Origin of the sequence: Halomarina oriensis, from assembly GCF_009791395.1 — an archaeon.
In the GTDB taxonomy this organism is placed as follows: Archaea; Halobacteriota; Halobacteria; order Halobacteriales; family Haloarculaceae; genus Halomarina; species Halomarina oriensis.
Genome location: NZ_WSZK01000033.1, coordinates 13,035 through 32,223, shown reverse-complemented (window position 1 = coordinate 32,223; position 19,189 = coordinate 13,035). Strand labels below are relative to the sequence as shown.

Below are 19,189 nucleotides of genomic sequence, written 5' to 3'. Positions count from 1 at the left end.
GGTACGTCGGTGTGTCCTCCGAGCCGAACGAACCACCACAGCTACGCAGGACGACGAGGACCTCGTCCGTCGGGCCTGGATCGTCAGAGTCGTGGCTCTGGCTCGCGCCCAGTGTCGGTGCCATATCTCCTCTGTTGACCTGACCCGGATATATCAGAGGCCGCGTTGTTGGGGAGAAAGTTGACGCTAATACCAACGTAGGGGTGACGTTCTGCCCAGCGTCAATTATATACGGGTCAACTCCCTCTCACCTGATAGTTGGCGGCGACGGTCGCGATATGCCTCCTGTGCCCTGCCAGTCGGCAACACAGAATCGGGCGTCTCCGGGCGCTCGAACCGATTCGCCGCGGGCCAATTTATGCCAATCCTATCGTCATGTCTTCGAGCAACAGCACCGCCCTCGGTTCGAGGGAGAACTTTTGGGGAGCATCGGAAGACGAGTATCACGAGTCGGGCCATGGCCCAGCGCTGGCAGGGACGAGCTACGAGCAGTACGTCGCTCACGCCCTGTTGGCGAAGGGAGCCACCTACACCTGCCCGATGTGTGCCGACGAGCACGACGACCACGTCATCCTTGAGGACCCGAGTGAGTATCCACCGCTGAGCCAGCTCGTCGACGCTGATGGGTTCCACGTCGAGATGTACGGCGACCACCGCCGCCATCGGACCTGTCGTGCGCGTGGACACATCGTCTGGGGTGGCCACCTCCAGGACCGCCCGGCCGGCGAGTTCATGGAGATCGTCTCGACGGTGCTGGACGGTATCGGCGATGTTCCATCGAGTCGTGGGCGCGACCTCGCCACGCGTGCGCGTCGTCGGAAGCAAGACGGGATGCACGACAAGACGAACATGCGCGAACTCGTCACCGAACTTCGGCGCGGCCCCGATCCGTTCGACCAGTAGTCTCGTTCTCCCCGCTGCTCTTCCTGCGGCCTGCGACCTCGCCAGTGACTGGTGTCTCGCCTCGGTTCGATTCCGAGTGCTGGCCTCAACATCATGCAATCCCAGAACAATCTCCGAGTAGCATCGCCCGTCGGGGGCCGGCCATGAGTCGGCTGATAGACTCCCGAGTCGCGTCGTGCGTTCTTGCTTTGTTAATAATTACTGGCGGGGTTGTGGCGTTCGTGCCAGCAGGGGCACAGGCTTCGACCAGCAATATACAATCTGCCGACGGAGGGGTCTTGTTCACATCTTCCGAAAGCGCGGTAAAGGCGCTGGATGCTTCAGACGGGAGTGAACTGTGGTCATTCACTGGTCATTCGGCTCCTATACTCGGCCTTGCCGCTTCTCCCGATGGTTCGACAGTATTCTCGGGGTCCTCCGACGACACGGTAAAGGCGCTGGATGCTTCAGACGGGAGTGAACTGTGGTCGTTCACTGGACATACGAGTACCATTTCATCTGTTACTACCTCCCCCGATGGTTCGACCGTCTTCACAGGGTCTAAAGATGCTACGGCGAGGGCGCTGGACGCATCTAATGGGAGTGAACTGTGGTCGTTCACTGGACATACGAGCAATGTCATGTCCGTTGCTCCGTCCCCTGATGGGTCGGTCGTATACACTGCTTCTGCTGACCAAACGGTAAAGGCGCTGGATGCCTCGGACGGGAGTGAACTGTGGTCGTTCACTGGACACACCGGATATGTAGACTCGGTATCTCCCTCGCCAGACGGTTCGACTGTTTACACCGCTTCGCAGGATGGCACGGTCCGGGCGCTAAATGCATCGAACGGGAGTCAAAAGTGGTCGTTTAGTGGTCATACGACAACAGTTTCGGCAGTTTGGACCGACAAATCTGGAGACTATGTTTACACAGGTTCGTATGATGGCACTTCGAGAAAGATAGATGCTGAAACGGGGGATCAGGTTTGGCAGGTATCCCTCCCCGGCGAGGCAAACCAATATACTGAGATCGCGCTGAGGTCCGATTCGTCTGGTTTCTGGATTGGATTGGATAACGGAAACGTCGTTGAGATAGAGGATTCGGGGGCCAGCGGCAGTGTTCTGAACGAATATCAACCCCATCCCTCGGCTTCGGTGGTCCGTGCGGCTACCAAACACACTATTGGTTCTTTCTCACAGTCTCAGACTGGCGACATCTCCGGGGTCGTAAAGACGACAGACGGCTCCCCCGTGTCTGGCGCACAGGTCGTCGGCTACGCGGTGGACTACTCCCATCCGGAGGTCAACCGCGGTTCGGTCGCCGACACGACCTCGAACGCTCGGCAGACGCTGCAGTCGGTTGCCGATAAGGTGCCGAGTGACTGGCGGACGCAGATGGATGATGGCTTCAGCCTCGTCGAGGACGACGGCCTGTTCTCCTCGGCAGACGCGAACTACGTCGCAGTCTCCCAGACGGGCATCAACACCGCCCCTGCCGTGCTGGACAAGGGTGACATCTCAGAGCCGCAGGTCGTCCTCGGCGAGGGCGAACCAGCTATCTTCACCGTGTGGGACCCCACGAACACCGGCACGTTCGGTATCCAGACCAGTGAGTGGGACCGCCAACTGCCCGGGACCTCCCTCTCCGAAGCGACCGTGGTCATCGAGCAGGTCGGCCCCTCGAACGAGGGTATCAACGGGCCTGTCGAACTGGAGTTGAACAAATCGAGTGGATCGACGTTCCTCGACCCCGACACGCTGCAGTACGCGACGTACACGCTTCCGGCGGGCCACTACAAGGTGACTCCCCGAGTCGACGGCGAAACTGGGACGTCGTACATGATTCGCGTGGGCGACGCCTCGTCGTTCATCTCGCCGGACCTCCCGACGCTGGACGGCCAGCTCAGCCAGCAGTCCCAGCAGGTCCAGGAGTACCTCGATAACGGCGTGTTCACCCGCGTCACCACGACGACGAACGCCAACGGGAGCTTCAGCTTCGACATCGCCGACGAGAACCTCAAGACCGTGGGCGTCTACGCGTTCAAGGTTCCGGAGTCGAGCGTTCCGAGCGGTGTCGACCCGTCGACGCTGAACTACCAGAACTTCAGCGCGATGTGCGAGCAAGTCAACCTCCGCTCGTCCTTTTACTCGCCGACGGAGGTTGAGCGCGTGCAGGTGCCCCAGAACCCCAACTCGTCTGTCGAACTGACGATGGTCGAGGCCCGCTCCCCAGACTTCTGTGGGCGCTACGGTGAGGTCAACGAGCAATTCGAGGTGTGGCTCTCGAACCTGCAGAACGGCTCGTTCGGTGACCTCCCGTCCGCGATGCAGCAACTCTTGAACGAGACGTCTGATGAGCGCCTTGACGAACTCCACGGCCAGATGCAGAACCTCTCGGACTCGAACGAACAACTCCGAGACCGTTACCGCGCTATCTTGGAGAACCGGACAGGTATCGAGAACCCACAAGTCAACGTCAACATCTCCGGGCTGGACAACGCCGAGCAGCGCGAGCGCATCGAGTCGCTCCAGCAGGCCATCACGGAACTCCAGGGCAGCATCGAAGCCCAGGATCCAGTCGCCGACATCGACGAGGACGGACTGTTCAACGGCGGGGCGACGTTCACCCGCCCGCTCGACCCCGACCAGGTGATGGTGACCGCCCACTTCGCCAACGGGACGACGGCACCCGTGCCCGCGGAGTACCTCTCGTTCGACCAGTCGCCGAACTTCGGGCTGGAGACGACCGAGACGCGTGTCTCCGTTGAGGACTACCCAATCGGCAACGCGCCGGGTGTCGAACTTCGCTACGATGTCGCCACCGAGACCGACCTCGGGAGTGCGAACACGCGTGCAAGTAACCCGGCGTTCGGGGGCGAGACGCCTTCGCTGGCGTCGACTCGCTTCTCGACGCTCGAACCCGGCCCGGACGAAATCGTCACGATGGAGCTGACGCCTGAGGACCCGGCCGTGTTCAACGACCTGCAGAACGTTACGATCCACGCACCCGACGCCACGGAGCTCCAGACGACGCTCGATGGAAAGACCGCTCAGTTCGCTACGAACGGCTCTGGGTACTACCACATCCGTGCGACGTGGACGAACACGGAGAACACGGAGTTCTCCCAGACCTACCGGCTGAAGGCTACCGACACCGACCAGCCCGATGTGGCGCGTGTGATGGCCGTTTCCGGTCCGACCGGACGACACCTCGCCGTCGGTGGTGGTCTAGAACGCGGCTCGCTCGAACTGAGCGAGGGAGACCAGGACATCGACATCACCGCGGTCACGCCGACAGGCGACGTTCCGAGCCAGGTCCACGTCTACCTTAGTGGCCTCTCGGTCGCCCCGGACCACACGGTCTCGCTCTCGGTCGTCGAGGGCCCGACCGAGGAAGCGCTGAACGAGTCGGTCGGCGTCGTCGTTCACACGGGGACGCTCGCCGAGAACGCACTGCTCTACCGCGGCGACGGAGAGGTCCTGCGCATGCCCGGCTCGAACGGCTACGGCCAGGTCACCGAGACCAACTCGGGGACGTCCATCACGACCGAGACCGATGACGACGGGACGCTCACCGTCCAGGTGAACAACGACCCCGGCTTCCTGGACCGGTTCACGCATTGGCTGGCAGGTATCACGCCGAACATCTCGCTGGGGTCCATCACCGGCCTCCTGCCGCTGACCGTCACACCGACGGAGGGCGTGTTCGCTGGCCTGCTGGTTCCGCTGGTCGGACGCCGCCGAGGTGACCTGCGATGACCGACAGCGTCTCTCGCCGTGGGTTCCTCGCGGGTGCGGGCGCGACGGCCGCAACCCTCGCCGCTGGTCCTCGACCGGCGCGGGCGGACAATGGTGCGCTCTCGCCGGCGATTCGCGGGACCGACGGGTGGTTCGACCTGAACCTCCCCGAGACGGTGCGGCGCTCGGAGATGGGCAACCCCATCTTCTCGGTGCGGTTCGACAACCGCGGTGACGGGACCCAAGACATCGAGAAGTGGGTCCGCGACATCGACGGACGCGAGCTTCTCTCGGTGAAAGAGTCGGTCGCCGGAGACGGCGACACGGGTCGGGCGACAGTCGCCGCCCCCATGCTCGACGTCCTCCAGGGGTGGTGGGACCGCGACGACAAGCTCCAGGACATCAGCGTCGTCGAACACGTCGACTTCGACCTCGGCGTCGAGATCGTCGAGCCGCTCCTACCGAGTCAACACCTCGCCGCAGACGCCGTGGAGGCTCCCGGCGGCTGGTGGGCCGGTGGCTTCTCGAGTGCGTGGGGCTGGTTCGGCGATAACGGCGAGTGGACGACGGAGGGCGTGGCCTACAACGCCAACGCTCCGGAGGCGGACATGCAACGCGTCCGTGAGCTCACCGGTGGTAGCGGCCAACCCGACGGCACCGGCGCACGCATCGCCATCCTCGACACTGGTCTCACCTACGACAACGCGCAGTACGGCGACTCGGTCGTCGCCGGCTACAACGCGGTCGAGGATACCGAGGCCGACCCCGCCGGTGGGGACTACACCCCTATCGAAGACGGGAACGGCCACGGTGACTGGTGTGCGGGCTGTATCCACGACCACGCACCCGGTGCAGACCTCCTCATCGCCAAGGTCCTGAGCGACGACGGCAGCGGCTCGACGGTTTCGGTCTCGAACGGTATCGAGTGGGCTATCGAGCAGAACGCGGATGTCGTCTCCATGTCGCTGGGCAGTTCGATCTACGCCGAGCAGCAGGCGGACCTCATCGAGGACGCCATCGACAAGGAGGACGTCGTCTTCACCATCGCGGCGGGCAACTCTCGCCAGTCGACGCGGTGGATCGGCTCACCGGGCGACCTCCGGGCGTCGGGTGTTCTGACAGTGACGGCGACGAACGCTCCCACCGAGGAGATGGGCGGCGCAGTCGCCGCCGAGAGCGCCTACTTCTCGTGTGTCGGTCCCGACAGCGGCCTCGGTGACTTCTCCGGCGCACGGACGAAGGGTGCGATGCCCGATATCGCTGCCCCGGGGATGAATACGACAGCGCCCACACCGGACGGCGCTGTGACACTCTCGGGTACGTCGATGGCGACGCCGACGGTGGCCGCCTACGCGGGTATCCTTCGCGCTGAGGACCCATCGCTGAACGCGAAGCAGGTCCGCGACCGACTCGTGACGACCGGCACCCGCCTGAAGGGAGCCGGCGAGACCGAGGTCGGCCCCGGTGGGCTCGTCCACCTCGAGCGGGCGCTCGAGAACCAACCGAGTGAGAAGGCACAGATAGCGGTCCAGAACGACGCCGCCGACGGGCGTGATGCGTACAATCGCGGGCTGAGCGGCAACTGGCACGGCACTCGCAAGCTGTTCGGCTGGGCGAAGTGGCGGGTCTAACCACGAACTCAGAAACCTAACCATGACAGAAACACACTCCAGCGCCAGCGGTGTCACTCGCCGTCGCTTCCTCCGGACCGTCACCGTGAGCACGATGCTCGGGTCGGCGGCACGCACGACCTCGACCAGCGCTGCGGCGGGCACGCTGTTCGGTGGCGTCCCCGAGTACGTCTCGACCTACTACGACGAGGATTTGCTACGGCGCTACCAGCCTCGGCTCGCGACGGGCCACCTCGAACAGAAGCCCATCGAGATGGCGTCGTACGTCGCCGAGTACGCCGACCAGCCCTACGCAGTCCTCTCGTACTGGACGAAGTACCGTCGGCAGACGGGCTGGTTCAGCGGGTACGGTCTATTCTCGGACTCTCACTGGGGCGACCACGAGCCCGTGCTGGTGACGGTTCGCCAGGACGACGGCCAGTTCGGTGACGTCCTCCGCGTCGACTACGCGGGCTACCACTGGTTCCGGGCGACGGCCGCGGCGTGGCAGGCCGACAGCGAGGGCCGGCCACTGCTCTACCCGTTCAACCCACACCATCACTACACGCTCACGCGCGAGGAGGGCGACCTCATCGAGCTCACCGACGGCACGACCGCGCTGGAGGAGTGGTACGACGACGGCTGGACGTCCATCCACCAGGACGCCATCGCCGATCCGGCCGTGATGCACGCGCGGCCGAGCTGGTGGAAGGAGGGCTCGAACCAGACGAGTCTCATCAAGCTCTGGTCGTGGTTCGGCCTCGACGACGCCGGGAACGCGGACATCTCGCTCGACCCGTGGGGCTGGTTCTGATGGCCGGCCTGACCAGAGAGGATCGACCGCCACCCCAACGCTGGACCCGGTGGCCGCCACCGTGCGTCCCACCGCCTCTACACCGCTGAGACACCGCGTTTCCGATGTATCACCGACAGATCAACCCCTTCGTTTCCACTAAAGATTCACATGTTCAGCAACAGCTTCAGCACACGTATCGTAGCCGCGCTGGCCGTTCTCGCCGTCATCATGACGGGTGGGATGGCCGGTGCAGCGACCACCACTGCGACCCAGGATAGCACCGCCGCACTGACGGCGACGAACCACGCCTACGACATCAACGCCTCCGCAGCGGGCGACCTGAAGAAAGTCGTCATCGACTACGAGCAGTCCGACGTCCAGCGCGTTAACGCAGCTGACGTCAACGTCTCCATCGCCGGTGTCGATGCCGACATCGCGTCAGTGAAGAACACCGGTACCTCGACGATGACCGTCACGCTCGACACGACGCAGGCGGTCGCCGCGACGGACATCGTCGCTGTCGAGACCGGCAACAACAAAATCATCAACCAGGTCGGCAACGAGACCGTCGACATCGAACTGTCGAACAGCAGTGCGGTCTTCGACAACTCAACGCTCACGCTGACCCACACGGCACCCGGTGCCCAGACGGCCCGGACGGTCGGGAACGCCTCGGAGTTCGTCGATCTTGGTACTGACGGCTTCTCCATCGCCGGCTTCGACTTCTGGACGGCGGACAACTTCGCCACCATCTCGGATGAGGACGTCACCGTGAACGGCTCTGACGCCAACGCGAGCACGACGTACTTCTACGACGGCGACGCCGCCGACCGTCTGGAGATGGCCGCCGAGGAGAAAGACGACGGCGAGCGCATCAAGCGCGTGCCCATCCTCGTGACGAACGACGACACGGCTGTCGTCGCGAACCTCTACAACGAAGAAGTTCCTGACGAGGTCGATACCGAGACGGACACCTACGCAGTCTACGACGTCGCGAACGACTCGGTCGTCGTCGAGTACGGTGAGTCCTTCGAGGACGCCGAGTCCATGGACGAGGTCTTCATCAACACGAACGTCGGCATCTGGAAGCAGATGGACGTCTTCGGCTTCTGGTCGACGGCCGGTCTCGACTTCGAGTTCCCGTCGCTGTTCTAACCGCGCCGAGCGGTTCGCTCGTACCTGTCTGTCACTCTGACCTCCGCCTGTGAGGCCGAGGTTTGGTTCGCCCGTTGCGGTCACGCCGCCAAGGTCGCTCACGCCGACCGCGGGCACTCCGTATCGCCTTCAGAACAGCCCACGAACCCATCCATGATATCCACACAGCGAGCGTTCGCGCTTCTCGCCACGGTGTTGGTGGTGACCTCGACTGTCGGGGTCACGACCGCGACCGCGGGAAGTGCGGACTCCGACATCTCCGACGCCCTGCTTGGGAGCGCCCCCGAGGAAGACGTTGAGCGGGGGCTTCTCGCCAGCGTCACCCACCGCGTGACGCATCCGGTCGAGAGCCTCGAATCGTTCACCGACAGTGCCACCGCCTGGTTGACCGAGACGCACGCAGCGCTCAAGCGCGGTTGGTACGAGACGTTCTCCGAAGGCACGCCGTGGCACGAGCCCGTCCGAACGGACGCGGAGTGTGCCGAGGACATTCACCACGAGCTGAACCAGCATAGCGCGGCCTACACGACGTACGTCAACGACCGCATCACAGCCAGCGAGTCGCGTGACGTCCTCCGCATCACCTGCCGGCTGGGTGAGAACGAGACATCCGTCATCGCGACGGCCGACGTCGTCGAACGTGACGGTCAGCTCGTCTATGAGAACTTCGAGGTCCAGCAACCGAGTGCGACCGAGCGGGTCGTCGACGAAGAGATCGTCCTCACCGGCCTGGCGACCGAGGAACTCCCCGACGACCTGGAGGCGTTCACCGACGAGTACGTCGAGGCCAACGAGACGCCCGAACGCACCTATGCGGCTCGGAAGGGTGCGCAGTACAACGGGTTCGTCTACGGTACCTTCGACTTCCTCGAATCGGACTCGGAGGCTGAGTGATGTGGGGAGACAAACGCCGCGAGAAGTCCACGCACCACCGTGAGGCGGCGAAGTCACGCTGGGAATCGGCGACCCGACGAACGGCTCGTCTGGGTGGCGAGACACTCGTCGACGTCACCGTGTTTCTCCTGCGGACGGCACAGACACTCGTCCTGCTTCCGCTCACGGTCGTCTACGCCGTTCTCGGGTCGCTCGGCCCGACCGCCCGCAACGCCCGGTCGTTCGTCGGCGGCTTCGGCTTCGACCGCGCGATGCCGCCAGCGCTCGCTGACAACATCCAGTTCTACGTCGACGCCGTCCCCGCAGCGCTGGGAATCCGCGACACCTCACGGGACCGGATGTTCTACGCCGCGTCCGGCCTGGCCATCACGTTCGTCTTCCTCGGCGTCATCTCGCTGGGGACGACGCTCGTCCTCGCGGGCGCGTGTGTTGCGCTCATGCTCGTCGCTCTCGCTCGCCTCAACCCGGGCGTGAACAAGACGTGGCAACGGGTGACCGGCCGCCTGCCCATCAAGAACGACTACGACGTGCCGCTCTGGGAGCGTGACTGACCTAACCATGCCTGATATCAGACGCTTGGTTAGAAACGCCGGTGGTCGCTCGCTCCCCAACTCGCCTCGTGGAGCCATCCCGTCGGCTCGGACCGCCGCCGGGTGGCTCGGGAAAGGACTGTTCTTCTGCATCATGCTTGGCCTCCTCGCGCTGACACTCGTCGAGACCACGCCACTGCTCGTGGCGTTGCTGGCGGGTGTCGCTCTCTCGGTCATGCTGAAAATCGTCCTGCCGACGGGCCGGTTCAAGGGTGCTGCACGGGCGCTTTACAGCGGCGAGGCAGGCGAGGAAGCCTACGACGAGACGACGGAGACCGCCACGGGTGTCTTCGGGAGGCTTCGCCGATGAATCGAGTGGTCCAGACACTGCTTGTTGCCTGTCTCCTGGTCGCTACCGTCGCCGGCGTCGCCCCGATCGGCGCGACCCCGACAGCCAGCGCCGAGACGACCTGCGAGACGCGGGTCGTTCACGACGCGTTCCGGACGGACGAGTCGACCATCCGCGCAGCGGCGAACGTCTCGGCCGCGTCCGTGCGGGACAACACCCGTGTGACGGTCGAGCAAGCGCCTGGGTTCGTCCGCGTCAAGGGCGAGAACCCGAACGGCTACTGCGTTCGGTTCGTCATCGAGCTCTCCGAGCGCGTCGTCGCCCCCTCCGAGGTGGGCGAGGTCGGCGCGTCGAACGGCAACCAGACGGCGATGTGGCGGGCGATGGCCGACTTCGAGGGCAACGAGACGTACACGAGCGTCGAGTTCACGCTCGGGGCACACGAGAGCGTGACGTTCGCCCCGAGCTCGGCGCGTATCGAGACGCTCTCGTGGGCGGCGAAGGCGAAGGAAACCGGTTCGGGCCTCTTCGACGGGGCACAGCAGTTCTGGAACGACCTCTTTCACGATGACCTGGAACAACGAAGCTACGAGTTCTCGCCGGAGAGCGAGAGCACGAAGACGATCACTGTCTCGCTCACGAACGACACCGATGGCCGCACCGTCGAGGAGTGGCTCGGCTACTACCGCGTCGGTGAGGACGACTGGCGGCCCATCTCGAAGGATGTCGACGACCCGGCGTTCTACCGTGAACCGGGCGACGAGACCGTCCAGTTCACGTTCACCCAGTCGAACGTCTCGGTCAAGTTCGTCGCCAACCCCGACCACGGCGACAAGTTCGACCACCAGCTGGCCGGCTACAGGGCTGGCTTCGGCGACCTCGGTGGGTTCTTCGGTGGTATCGGTGACCTGTTCGGAGCGCTCGCGATCGACACCACGCTCCTCGAGGAGGGCCGGTAGATGAGCGACACCTACCTGCGCGTCGTCGTCGGGCTCGCGGCAATCGCGTTTCTCCCCGCCATCATTGCGGGTGCGGGCTTCTACATCGCCGCTGCGCTGGCGGTCGCCGTGGTCGCGAGCCTCCTCGGTGGCCGGTTCGCAGTCCGGACGGGGACGAGGGCGTGGGAGAACCGCCACATGGGCGCGAAGTCACGTCGGACGGACATCCAGGACGTCATCGGCGGGTCGAACCGGAAGCAGAACAAGGGCGGCTCGAACGACCAGTGGGGCCGGCGATGAGCCAGCTGCTCATCATCGGCGGGCTGTTTGTCGTGTGTCTCGCTATCGGCCTCCTGTTGTTCCGCCGGTCGCCGGGCCACGCTCGACGAGCCGGGGCGCTCAGCGCGACGATGCAGAACCTCTCGGGCATCCTCGTCGGCGGCATCATGCTCATCACGGGCATCCTTCCGCTGATGGTCATCGGCATGGCCATCGCGACGTGGAGTGTCTTCCTCGCGCTCGGCAACAGCTCGAACGCGAAACAGGCCGGCGGGACGGACCTCCGTGCCACCGCGTCGAACTGGGGTGACAAGTAACCATGTTCAACCATCGAGACACGGGTTCAAGCCGTCAGTTCCGTCGTTCGCGGCGTTATAATCCGAGTATAATCTGGGTTGGTCGGCGTTCGACGGCTTCGAGAGGGCTCGACCGATGACCGACTTCACGCGACTCACACTCCGCCAGAACGGGCGTGGTCTGAACGCGTATCTCGGGAGCGAGTTCGTCAACGACTCGCGTCTCATCGACCATCCAATCGGCGACGACACGGCGTGTGTCGCACACGCTCTGCCGAACGGCGGCCTGCTCGTCCTGCCGATCGAGGCGCTCGGCCCCGACACGTACCCGGTCCGGGTGCCTGACCCACCGCCGGGCCTCTGCCAGGAGTTCGACGAACTCCGAGACTATGCGACCACCTCGCCGGCCTCGACACCGGCCGAACCGACTCGCTGACCGACACAATCCATCCATGTTCCAACACTCATCCTCACAGAGCGGCGCACCCGCTCGCACACGCGGCATCCACCGTATCGCTGAACACCTGCACGACAACCTCCTGTACGTCTCCGACGCAAACCTCAAGCGGGAGGCGATGGCCTGGCTGGAGACCGTCGACAGCCTCCAGTCGAGTGACCGCCTCGCTCACATCGAGCGAGAGCTGGCCGACCTCCGCCTGAAAGACGGCGACGAGGTCGGCGAGTACGACATGCGCCGACCGACGAAGGCCGGCCGCGACGACGGCGAGTCGTTCTTTCCGGACGCCTGCCAGGGCTGTCCCCACTACGGAACGCGCTGTCCGGTGTTCATCGACCCCGACGAGCGAGAGGCTCGCAAGCGCCTCCAGGACACACTCCGCGAGCGGGACGCCGAGCCCGTCGAGGTCCAGCAGCGCTACGAGCGATTTGCGGCGGCGAACAACTGCCACCAGATTCGCCAGTTCGTCAACGACGGTCCCGACTACTCCGAACTCGCAACGACGGGGTGGGAGCTGTACCGCCGCATCAACGCCGACGTCACCTCTGCAGTCGCCTCGGCGGATGAGGCCGCACAGGTGGTTGCCGACCAGCAAGCCTCCTCGGGCGTTGCCGGTGCGGCCGTGACCGACGGCGGTGTCGACAGTACAGACGAGGAGGGCGCGTAGATGCCGTTGAACACGACGTTCATCGCGGTCGCACTCATCGGCCTGGTCGCACTGTTCGGGACGCTGTTCGCACTCGTCCGCTTCGGCGTCATCGGCGACCGCGGTGAGGACACAACGGCGACCGACCGCATCCAGCGGCAGGTCGACCGGGAAGACCAGTCAGGGTACTCCATCGCGTTCCCGCTACGGGCGCGGTTCAACCGCTACACCCTGCCCGCGAAAATCGCGGGGCTGGCGGCGAACCTGCTGGTCATCGGGGCCGGCGTCTACCTCTACTTCACGTTCAAGGGCGGTGCGCCCATCGAACTGCCGTACGTCTGGGCGCTCGAAGGCGGGGCCATCGCGGTCACAGCGGCTATCATCGGCCTCGCTGCCGCCCGTCGACAGGACCGCTTCCGCGGAGAGATCGAAGTCATCTACGAGGACGAAGACGGCGGCATCGACAGCACCGAAATCGTCTACTACGACACGAGAACCGTCAAGAAGGACTCCGAGGGTCGCCCTATCGTCGCTGAGTCCTACGAGACGCGATTCCTCGGCCTGTTCGGGAAGCGTCGACTAGCCGGCGACGTCCGGTCACTGCGGGGAAAGACGCCGTTCCCCGGCGAACCTGTGACCCACCAGATACCGAAGGAGGCCGCGGAGGTCGGCCCCGACGAGTGGGTCGTCCGGACTCGTGGCCGCCGCGCGAACACGAACCAGCAGGGTGTCATCGACCCCGACGCCGAGGCGCACTACAGCTATCGGACGCCCATCACGGTCCCGTACGAGGTGCATCTCGACCGCGAGGAGCGGATGAGCAAGATGGAGCAGTACGCCGAGAGCCTCGACGCCCAACTGGGCGAGGCACAGATGGAGATCTCCCGTCTCCGTCGGAAGGTCAACCTCTCTGACGACGACCAGATCGAGCGTCTTGCCGAGAAGATAGCGACGCTCCAAGAGTCACTCCCACAGATGTACCCACAGCAGTCCTACACCGTCCAGCAGAGCGGTGCCCAGCGCCACCCGACCTCCCAGTCGGAGGTCGCCGAGATGGACCGGCAGCGAGCCGCACCGAGCGACGACTGAGACCGAACCCAGAGACCAGAACCTAACCCATGATTCGCAACCCACTGAGCCGCGCGTCCATCCGCTGGGCGCTCGTGTTGCTCGTGCTCGTGAGCGGTGCGTTCGCCACGCCAGCCGCGGCACTCGACTACCAGCAGGATAGCTCGACGACCACACCAACCCCGACCACGCCGACGCCGGTCGCGGAGAACAACTCGACGAATAGCACGTATCGCTACGGTGAAACCCCAGATTCGGGGCGGCCAGATGCCGCTTCACGGGCTCGAATCACGCCCGTCGAGTTCTCCGAGCCGTTCCTGACGGTGGAGACGACCCAGCGTGACGAGGCGTTCAACACGACCGGGCCGTTCGTCGTCCTCGACGTCGACGAGCCACTGGAGGCGGCGCGCATCAGCCAGCCGAAGGCGAGTGCGGACGTCCTCGCCGGGGGCCAGCAGGTCCGCGTCGAGTACGACGACGATGCCGCCGGCGACTCCGAGGCGTCCCTCTACACGCTCGAACTGTTCTTCACTGATGGAAGCTCGACGAACGTCTCGCTGTACGCCCAGAAAACGGACGTGAGCGTTGCGGCCGCCCGCCTCGAAGACAAGGAACCCGTTCTCGCCGAGCTGTGTGAGGACGCCGAGGCGAAGGGCTACGAATGTACCAACGAGGGGATGGAGAATTATCTCGACTTCATCCAGGAGCGAGCGGACCTCATCGACAGCTGGCTCGGCCAGAAGGCGATGCAGGCGCTCGCCATCATCGTCGCCGCCGGGACGAACCCCATCCTGTGGGCGGTCGTCCTCGGCCTGCTCGTTCTTGCGGGGAAGTTCCTCGCCGGGAAGTACGGCGGTATCCTCGATATCGTCAACAACGACCCCGGGAAGGCTCGCCGGACGATCGACCAGCTGAAGTCGGCGAACGAACGGCAGGTCCAGACGGCCAATGAGGAGTCGCTGCGAGACGTGCCGGCCATCGGCTCGGACGCCGTCTACTGGGAGGACGGCCTCGGGACGTTCTCACCGGCGCAGTTGGCGAATCTCGCGGCCCGCGGCCACGTCAAGCGTGACGAGACCGGCGAGACGCAGGTCGTCCACTACGGCGTCGAGGACCTCACCGTCGAGAGCCTGCGGAACGGGAAGTCGTGGCTCGAACCCGTGCATCGCAACGGGAACATGACCGTCGTCCAGGCGCTCGGGCAAGTCAAGTCGGTCTGTGAGTACATGGGCTCGCAGTACGGCCAGTCGCATCGCTACGGCGAGGCCGCCCAGCGCCTCGAAGTGCTCATCGACAACGTGAAACTCGAGAGCGGTGTCGGCGGGTCGCTCCCGTCGACGACCGGCCGCGCTGGTGGGGTGCCATCCGATGACTGACCCCGCGCAACTCGCCGGTCTACCGGTGAGTCCGCTCGTCCTCAGCGCGGCGCTGGGGGCGCTCATCTTACTCGGTGCAGGCGTCTACGCTGGGGCCCACCGAACACTCCTCCGAGCGGTCGGTCGTGGTCTCTCGGCCCTGCTCGGATTTGCCCAGCGCTCGGCGGCGCGGGTCCGCTACGCGCTGTTCGGCGACGGTGGTGACTTCGGCAGTCGTCTCCAGGTCTGGGGCATCGGCCTCGGGCTGTTCATCGCCGTCGTCGGGATGCTGTACGCACTGCTAGACGCCGAGGGTGCCTCGGGCTCCTCGGGGCCGTTCCTGCGGTTCATGTTCAGCTTCGGTACTTCTGGACCGGTGTTCGTCCTGCTGCTGGCGTTCTACTTCCGGAGTTACCTGTTCCTCCTCGGCCGGACGGTCACCACCAAGGTCGCGTGCTCGACGGGCTACTCGCGGGCGACCGTCGACCAGCTGGCGATGGAGGCGAAGACCGCTGACGGCTCGCGTCGAGTCATCGCGTTCCACGACGACGACGTCGAGGAACTCACAGCGCGCATCCGCGCTCGACTCGCCGGCGAGGACGTCACGGATGAAGAAATCAAGCTGGCCGAACGTGCGGACCCTGCGGAGACCAAGGAGCCACTCGCGCTCCAGCCAACGAGTCTCGCACCCGTCCCCGAGGTGGCTGAGACTGACGAGGCGTCTGTTCGTGATGACCGCGAGACGCGGAAGCTCGCGTGGATGGACCTCGCCACGACGTTCGACGAGGAGAAGATCCTCTGGCGCTGGGCCGTCCCGACGCTCGCGCTGTTCGTCGCCGAACTCCTGCTCGTGCAGCTGTGGGTCGCGTGGTGGGTCTACCCGGTCCTCCTGGCACTCGCCGGCGCGGTTTCGGGTATCCAGTACCGGGTCCGTGACTGGCTCGACCAGCGAAAGCTCGCCCAGCTCCGCGCTGAGGAGACGAACGTCACCGTCGACCAGCTCTCGGTGTTCGTCAAGACCGTCGAGACCGACGAGGTGACGATGGCGATGGGCTTCGTCAACGGCCGCAGCTACGCCTCCACCGACCTCGACCGCCTCGCCAGCGTCCTCGCCACCCGCTCACTGCATCGCGCCCGCGGCCAGCATCCTGCGCCCGCGCTCGAAGAACGCTTCGCGTGGTGTCTCCGCCGCAAGATCCCCTCGCTCGGGAAGTGGCGCGACCAGGAACGCTACGACGTCCTCCAGCAACTCGTCGGCCGCGTTCAGGACGCCGAACTCGGGATGATACCCAAAGAAGTGCTGTTCGACGCCGTCATCGAGGACGACCGCCGATACGTCTGGCGTGGCCTCCGTTTCGTCGGCTTCGGCCGTGATCCTGACCTCGTCGCTGAGTGCTACCGTGACCTCGTCCCCCACGGCCTCGTCGAGGAGACCATCGAGGTTGAGGGTCCCAACGGCGAGACCCGCGAGATAACCGCGGTCCGTGCCCGAAGCGAGGAACTCGACCGCTCCATCGCCGTCACGAAGGCGGCGTTCGCCGACGAGTTCCGCGCTCGCGAGTTCGACACTCGGTACTCGCCGCCCGACGTGGACCTTCGCGCCCAGCGTGCGCCGTTCTTCGTCTCTGCACCCGAGCAGCAGGCGACCGATATTGCCGTCGCCGACGACTGAGACCTAACCACGTTCTACACAGACCTAACCAATGAGTTCCAACGACCAGCTTGAGTACCGACAGCAGTACAGTGCCATCCAGTCGCCTGACGAGACGACGCCATCGACGGCCATCGAGAACAAGATCCGGAAGCGGGCAGAGCGTCGTGTCCACGAGGAGAACCTGGAGATTGAGGCGACCGTCCGGGAGAAAATCAAGGCCGTCGAGACGACACTCGCCGAGGACGACCTCGTCGGGGCCGCCGAGAACATCCGGGTGCTGCACTGGTTCCTGTGGTGCGACCCCGAGCGTGAGCGTGTCCTCCACCCGGGGAGTGACCTCGAACCGTGGGCGCAGGTCGGCTTCCGGGCCGTCCATCGCGACCGGTGTCGAGGCAAGCAACCGGGGCTGGAGACGGAGTTGAAGATACTCGTCGAGGTCGCCCGTGCCCAGGAGTATATCGCCGGCGTGCGCGACATGTCGCGCTACGCGCCCGTCCGGTTGGAGGGCATCAACGAGCCGGGGACGCAGACGAACGTCGAGACACCGTCGCCAGTGGGGCGTATCCGTGTCGGGGCAACGTCGACGCGCTCGCTCGACGACCGTATCGTCGAGATACCGCACCAGTCGTGTGACCACATCCTGACGGTCGCCTTGCCGAGGCGCGGGAAGGATTCGACACTGGCGAGTATTGGCATGAACCTGAAGCGTGAACACGGCTACTCGTACTTCAGCATCTACGACGACGGCCGGATGGAGACGCCGATGACGGCCGTCCCGGCCGACGAGCCCGCCATCAAGGAGAACCTCGACCGAATGGGCCAGGGCCCGCGAGCGATGGACGCTGAAGTGTTCGTCCCGCGGATGCCGGGCGTCCCCGACCGACTCCCAGCGAACTTCCGGGAGTTCACTATCGGCATCGACCGCTTGACGCCGAACATGGTCCTTCGACTGAGCGGCGTCACGAAGTCCGACGCCGACATCGAGGGGCGCATCGGCCGAGCGCTGTCGGAGACCATCGAGAACGGCGGTGACGTCTCACAGTTGGTGACGCGCCTACAGGTCTACGCGCACGAAACGGACGCGACCATCGAGTGGACCGAGATACGCGAGAAGAAGGGAGGTGGTGACTCGGTCTCGACGTACCAGGCTTCCTACTCCATGCCCGCAGCGGACGCACTCCGGAAGGCGGCCGCCCAACTGGCTCGGCTCGCCGGTGAGGGGCTCATCACCTCGCCGGATGCAGCGACGAACATCGACATGGACGGTGTCATCGCCAATCAGGAACAGGCGGCTGTTCTGTGCTGCTCGATGATGGAAGAAGACCAGGAGGCGCTGAAGTACACCATCATCGACCTCTGGCTGCGACTCATCTTCAAGGCCCGCGACCGGAACTCGCGGTTACCCCGGGTGTGTCTCGAACTGCGGGAACTGAAGGCGTTGGCACCGAGCAAATGGGCCGACGTTCCGTACAAGGACGCCATCAAGCCCCTCCGGCAGACGCTGTTCTTCCTCTCGACACAAGGTGGCTCGCGGCGGGTGATGATGCTCGCCTCGACGCAGAAGTACAACGACGTCTACAAACCGATTCGCTCGAACATGGCAACGAAGATTCTCCTCCAGCTCGGTGAGGACGAAATCGACACGCTGGGGAAGGTCTACAACTTCAGCTACGAGCAACAGCGCCAGCTCTCGGAGTTTTCGATTGGCCAGGGCATGATCATCGCGAACGGGAAGGCGTACTGGCCCATCGAGTGGCGGGGAGCGCCGTGCGGCCTCGGGTACGGTGATCGGTCGTGGCGTGACCGCTACGGTATCGCGTGGGGCGCTCGGGTCCGCGAGAGCGAACACGCGAAGTGGACCGCCGGGAACGGCCGCCCGGAGTGGTGGGTCGAGGCCAACACCGGCCGGCGGACCCTAACCGACGACCGCAAACCCCCAATCGGAACGTGGTATCTCCTGCCGTCGGACCTGCCCGCGTACGAACCGCGAGACGAGCGGGAGACGGACGACGTCGTACCGGGCGACGTCCTCGAACGGGCGCTGCGTCGCCGGCGACCGTATTCCATTCCGAGTGAGCTTCGGCTTCAGCGCACGGGCGCGGCCGACCGGCAGCGCGACCTCGAACTGACCGCTGTCGACCAGAAGAGCATCCGCGAGGAACTCATCGAGATTCACGAGATACCGAACGCGATTCGCTTCTGGCTGGACAAGAAGCCCGATATCCGTGATCGGTTGGTCGCTGCCTGCCGAGGGCTCGCCGAAGGAGAGGTGCGGACGCAAGACCAGTGGGCCGAGCGGCTCACCGACCCAGCCATCCCGGTCTCGACGCTTCGGAACCACTGTGGCCCCGACAGCAACCTCTCACCGTGTTACGAGACGGACGAACAGGGCTTCTACCAGCTGACGCCTGTGGGCACGCGAGTGTGCCGAATCGACTGGGACGAAGTCGAGATTCAACTCATGGAGTGAGTCGATGAGCCACGCAACACACGACACCGAGAGTGGAATCGCTATCGACGCCTGCCCCGGCTGTGGCACC

The 19,189-nt window shown here is 64.8% G+C and carries 17 protein-coding genes and 1 pseudogene; all 18 read left to right on the top strand.

Going from position 1 to position 19,189, the window contains the following annotated elements:
- The first annotated feature begins 375 nt into the window (after positions 1–375).
- Positions 376–903, top strand: a complete 528-nt coding sequence (locus tag GQS65_RS17435) for a hypothetical protein (protein WP_158205907.1) — start codon at positions 376–378, stop codon at positions 901–903.
- Positions 904–1,046: 143 nt separating this feature from the next.
- Positions 1,047–1,919: pseudogene (locus tag GQS65_RS22175) on the top strand (WD40 repeat domain-containing protein); the annotation flags it as partial.
- Positions 1,920–2,135: 216 nt separating this feature from the next.
- Positions 2,136–4,643: a hypothetical protein gene (locus tag GQS65_RS17430; protein WP_233265182.1), complete on the top strand. Its 2,508-nt coding sequence runs from the start codon at positions 2,136–2,138 to the stop codon at positions 4,641–4,643.
- Positions 4,640–6,253, top strand: a complete 1,614-nt coding sequence (locus GQS65_RS17425; RefSeq protein ID WP_158205905.1) for a S8 family peptidase — start codon at positions 4,640–4,642, stop codon at positions 6,251–6,253. Before GQS65_RS17430 ends, GQS65_RS17425 begins: the two co-directional genes overlap by 4 nt.
- A gap of 22 nt (positions 6,254–6,275) precedes the next feature.
- Positions 6,276–7,046: a hypothetical protein gene (locus tag GQS65_RS17420; RefSeq protein WP_158205904.1), complete on the top strand. Its 771-nt coding sequence runs from the start codon at positions 6,276–6,278 to the stop codon at positions 7,044–7,046.
- 150 nt (positions 7,047–7,196) lie between these two features.
- The gene (locus GQS65_RS17415) at positions 7,197–8,183 is read left to right on the top strand and encodes a hypothetical protein (protein ID WP_158205903.1); all 987 of its coding nucleotides are present in this window, start codon (positions 7,197–7,199) and stop codon (positions 8,181–8,183) included.
- Between the two features lie 153 nt (positions 8,184–8,336).
- Positions 8,337–9,077 (top strand): hypothetical protein, encoded by a 741-nt coding sequence (locus tag GQS65_RS17410; protein WP_158205902.1) that lies wholly within the window; start codon positions 8,337–8,339, stop codon positions 9,075–9,077.
- Positions 9,077–9,628, top strand: a complete 552-nt coding sequence (locus GQS65_RS17405; protein WP_158205901.1) for a hypothetical protein — start codon at positions 9,077–9,079, stop codon at positions 9,626–9,628. The genes GQS65_RS17410 and GQS65_RS17405 overlap by 1 nt, the downstream gene beginning before the upstream one ends.
- Positions 9,629–9,635: 7 nt before the next feature.
- Complete coding sequence (locus GQS65_RS17400; RefSeq protein WP_158205900.1) at positions 9,636–9,977, top strand: hypothetical protein; 342 nt, start codon at positions 9,636–9,638, stop codon at positions 9,975–9,977.
- Positions 9,974–10,915 carry a hypothetical protein gene (locus GQS65_RS17395; RefSeq protein WP_158205899.1) on the top strand — a complete coding sequence of 314 codons (942 nt, stop codon included), beginning with the start codon at positions 9,974–9,976 and terminating at the stop codon, positions 10,913–10,915. The genes GQS65_RS17400 and GQS65_RS17395 overlap by 4 nt, the downstream gene beginning before the upstream one ends.
- Positions 10,916–11,194 (top strand): hypothetical protein, encoded by a 279-nt coding sequence (locus GQS65_RS17390; protein ID WP_158205898.1) that lies wholly within the window; start codon positions 10,916–10,918, stop codon positions 11,192–11,194.
- Positions 11,191–11,490, top strand: a complete 300-nt coding sequence (locus GQS65_RS17385) for a hypothetical protein (RefSeq protein ID WP_158205897.1) — start codon at positions 11,191–11,193, stop codon at positions 11,488–11,490. Before GQS65_RS17390 ends, GQS65_RS17385 begins: the two co-directional genes overlap by 4 nt.
- Positions 11,491–11,605: 115 nt before the next feature.
- Positions 11,606–11,905: a hypothetical protein gene (locus GQS65_RS17380; RefSeq protein WP_158205896.1), complete on the top strand. Its 300-nt coding sequence runs from the start codon at positions 11,606–11,608 to the stop codon at positions 11,903–11,905.
- Positions 11,906–11,921: 16 nt separating this feature from the next.
- The gene (locus GQS65_RS17375; protein ID WP_158205895.1) at positions 11,922–12,593 is read left to right on the top strand and encodes a hypothetical protein; all 672 of its coding nucleotides are present in this window, start codon (positions 11,922–11,924) and stop codon (positions 12,591–12,593) included.
- Positions 12,594–13,661, top strand: coding sequence for a hypothetical protein (locus tag GQS65_RS17370; RefSeq protein ID WP_158205894.1), 1,068 nt, complete (start codon positions 12,594–12,596; stop codon positions 13,659–13,661).
- Between the two features lie 29 nt (positions 13,662–13,690).
- The gene (locus GQS65_RS17365) at positions 13,691–15,016 is read left to right on the top strand and encodes a hypothetical protein (RefSeq protein WP_158205893.1); all 1,326 of its coding nucleotides are present in this window, start codon (positions 13,691–13,693) and stop codon (positions 15,014–15,016) included.
- Positions 15,009–16,667 (top strand): hypothetical protein, encoded by a 1,659-nt coding sequence (locus GQS65_RS17360; protein WP_158205892.1) that lies wholly within the window; start codon positions 15,009–15,011, stop codon positions 16,665–16,667. Before GQS65_RS17365 ends, GQS65_RS17360 begins: the two co-directional genes overlap by 8 nt.
- 31 nt (positions 16,668–16,698) lie before the next feature.
- Positions 16,699–19,119: a hypothetical protein gene (locus tag GQS65_RS17355; RefSeq protein ID WP_158205891.1), complete on the top strand. Its 2,421-nt coding sequence runs from the start codon at positions 16,699–16,701 to the stop codon at positions 19,117–19,119.
- Positions 19,120–19,189: the final 70 nt, after the last annotated feature.

What these genes read in the sequence shown, in the direction of transcription:
- GQS65_RS17435 (WP_158205907.1), top strand. Translation starts at nt 376, where the DNA reads ATGTCTTCGAGCAACAGCACCGCCCTCGGTTCGAGGGAGAACTTTTGG.
- GQS65_RS17425 (WP_158205905.1), top strand. Translation starts at nt 4,640, where the DNA reads ATGACCGACAGCGTCTCTCGCCGTGGGTTCCTCGCGGGTGCGGGCGCG.
- GQS65_RS17420 (WP_158205904.1), top strand. Translation starts at nt 6,276, where the DNA reads ATGACAGAAACACACTCCAGCGCCAGCGGTGTCACTCGCCGTCGCTTC.
- GQS65_RS17415 (WP_158205903.1), top strand. Translation starts at nt 7,197, where the DNA reads ATGTTCAGCAACAGCTTCAGCACACGTATCGTAGCCGCGCTGGCCGTT.
- GQS65_RS17410 (WP_158205902.1), top strand. Translation starts at nt 8,337, where the DNA reads ATGATATCCACACAGCGAGCGTTCGCGCTTCTCGCCACGGTGTTGGTG.
- GQS65_RS17405 (WP_158205901.1), top strand. Translation starts at nt 9,077, where the DNA reads ATGTGGGGAGACAAACGCCGCGAGAAGTCCACGCACCACCGTGAGGCG.
- GQS65_RS17400 (WP_158205900.1), top strand. Translation starts at nt 9,636, where the DNA reads ATGCCTGATATCAGACGCTTGGTTAGAAACGCCGGTGGTCGCTCGCTC.
- GQS65_RS17395 (WP_158205899.1), top strand. Translation starts at nt 9,974, where the DNA reads ATGAATCGAGTGGTCCAGACACTGCTTGTTGCCTGTCTCCTGGTCGCT.
- GQS65_RS17390 (WP_158205898.1), top strand. Translation starts at nt 10,916, where the DNA reads ATGAGCGACACCTACCTGCGCGTCGTCGTCGGGCTCGCGGCAATCGCG.
- GQS65_RS17385 (WP_158205897.1), top strand. Translation starts at nt 11,191, where the DNA reads ATGAGCCAGCTGCTCATCATCGGCGGGCTGTTTGTCGTGTGTCTCGCT.
- GQS65_RS17380 (WP_158205896.1), top strand. Translation starts at nt 11,606, where the DNA reads ATGACCGACTTCACGCGACTCACACTCCGCCAGAACGGGCGTGGTCTG.
- GQS65_RS17375 (WP_158205895.1), top strand. Translation starts at nt 11,922, where the DNA reads ATGTTCCAACACTCATCCTCACAGAGCGGCGCACCCGCTCGCACACGC.
- GQS65_RS17370 (WP_158205894.1), top strand. Translation starts at nt 12,594, where the DNA reads ATGCCGTTGAACACGACGTTCATCGCGGTCGCACTCATCGGCCTGGTC.
- GQS65_RS17365 (WP_158205893.1), top strand. Translation starts at nt 13,691, where the DNA reads ATGATTCGCAACCCACTGAGCCGCGCGTCCATCCGCTGGGCGCTCGTG.
- GQS65_RS17360 (WP_158205892.1), top strand. Translation starts at nt 15,009, where the DNA reads ATGACTGACCCCGCGCAACTCGCCGGTCTACCGGTGAGTCCGCTCGTC.
- GQS65_RS17355 (WP_158205891.1), top strand. Translation starts at nt 16,699, where the DNA reads ATGAGTTCCAACGACCAGCTTGAGTACCGACAGCAGTACAGTGCCATC.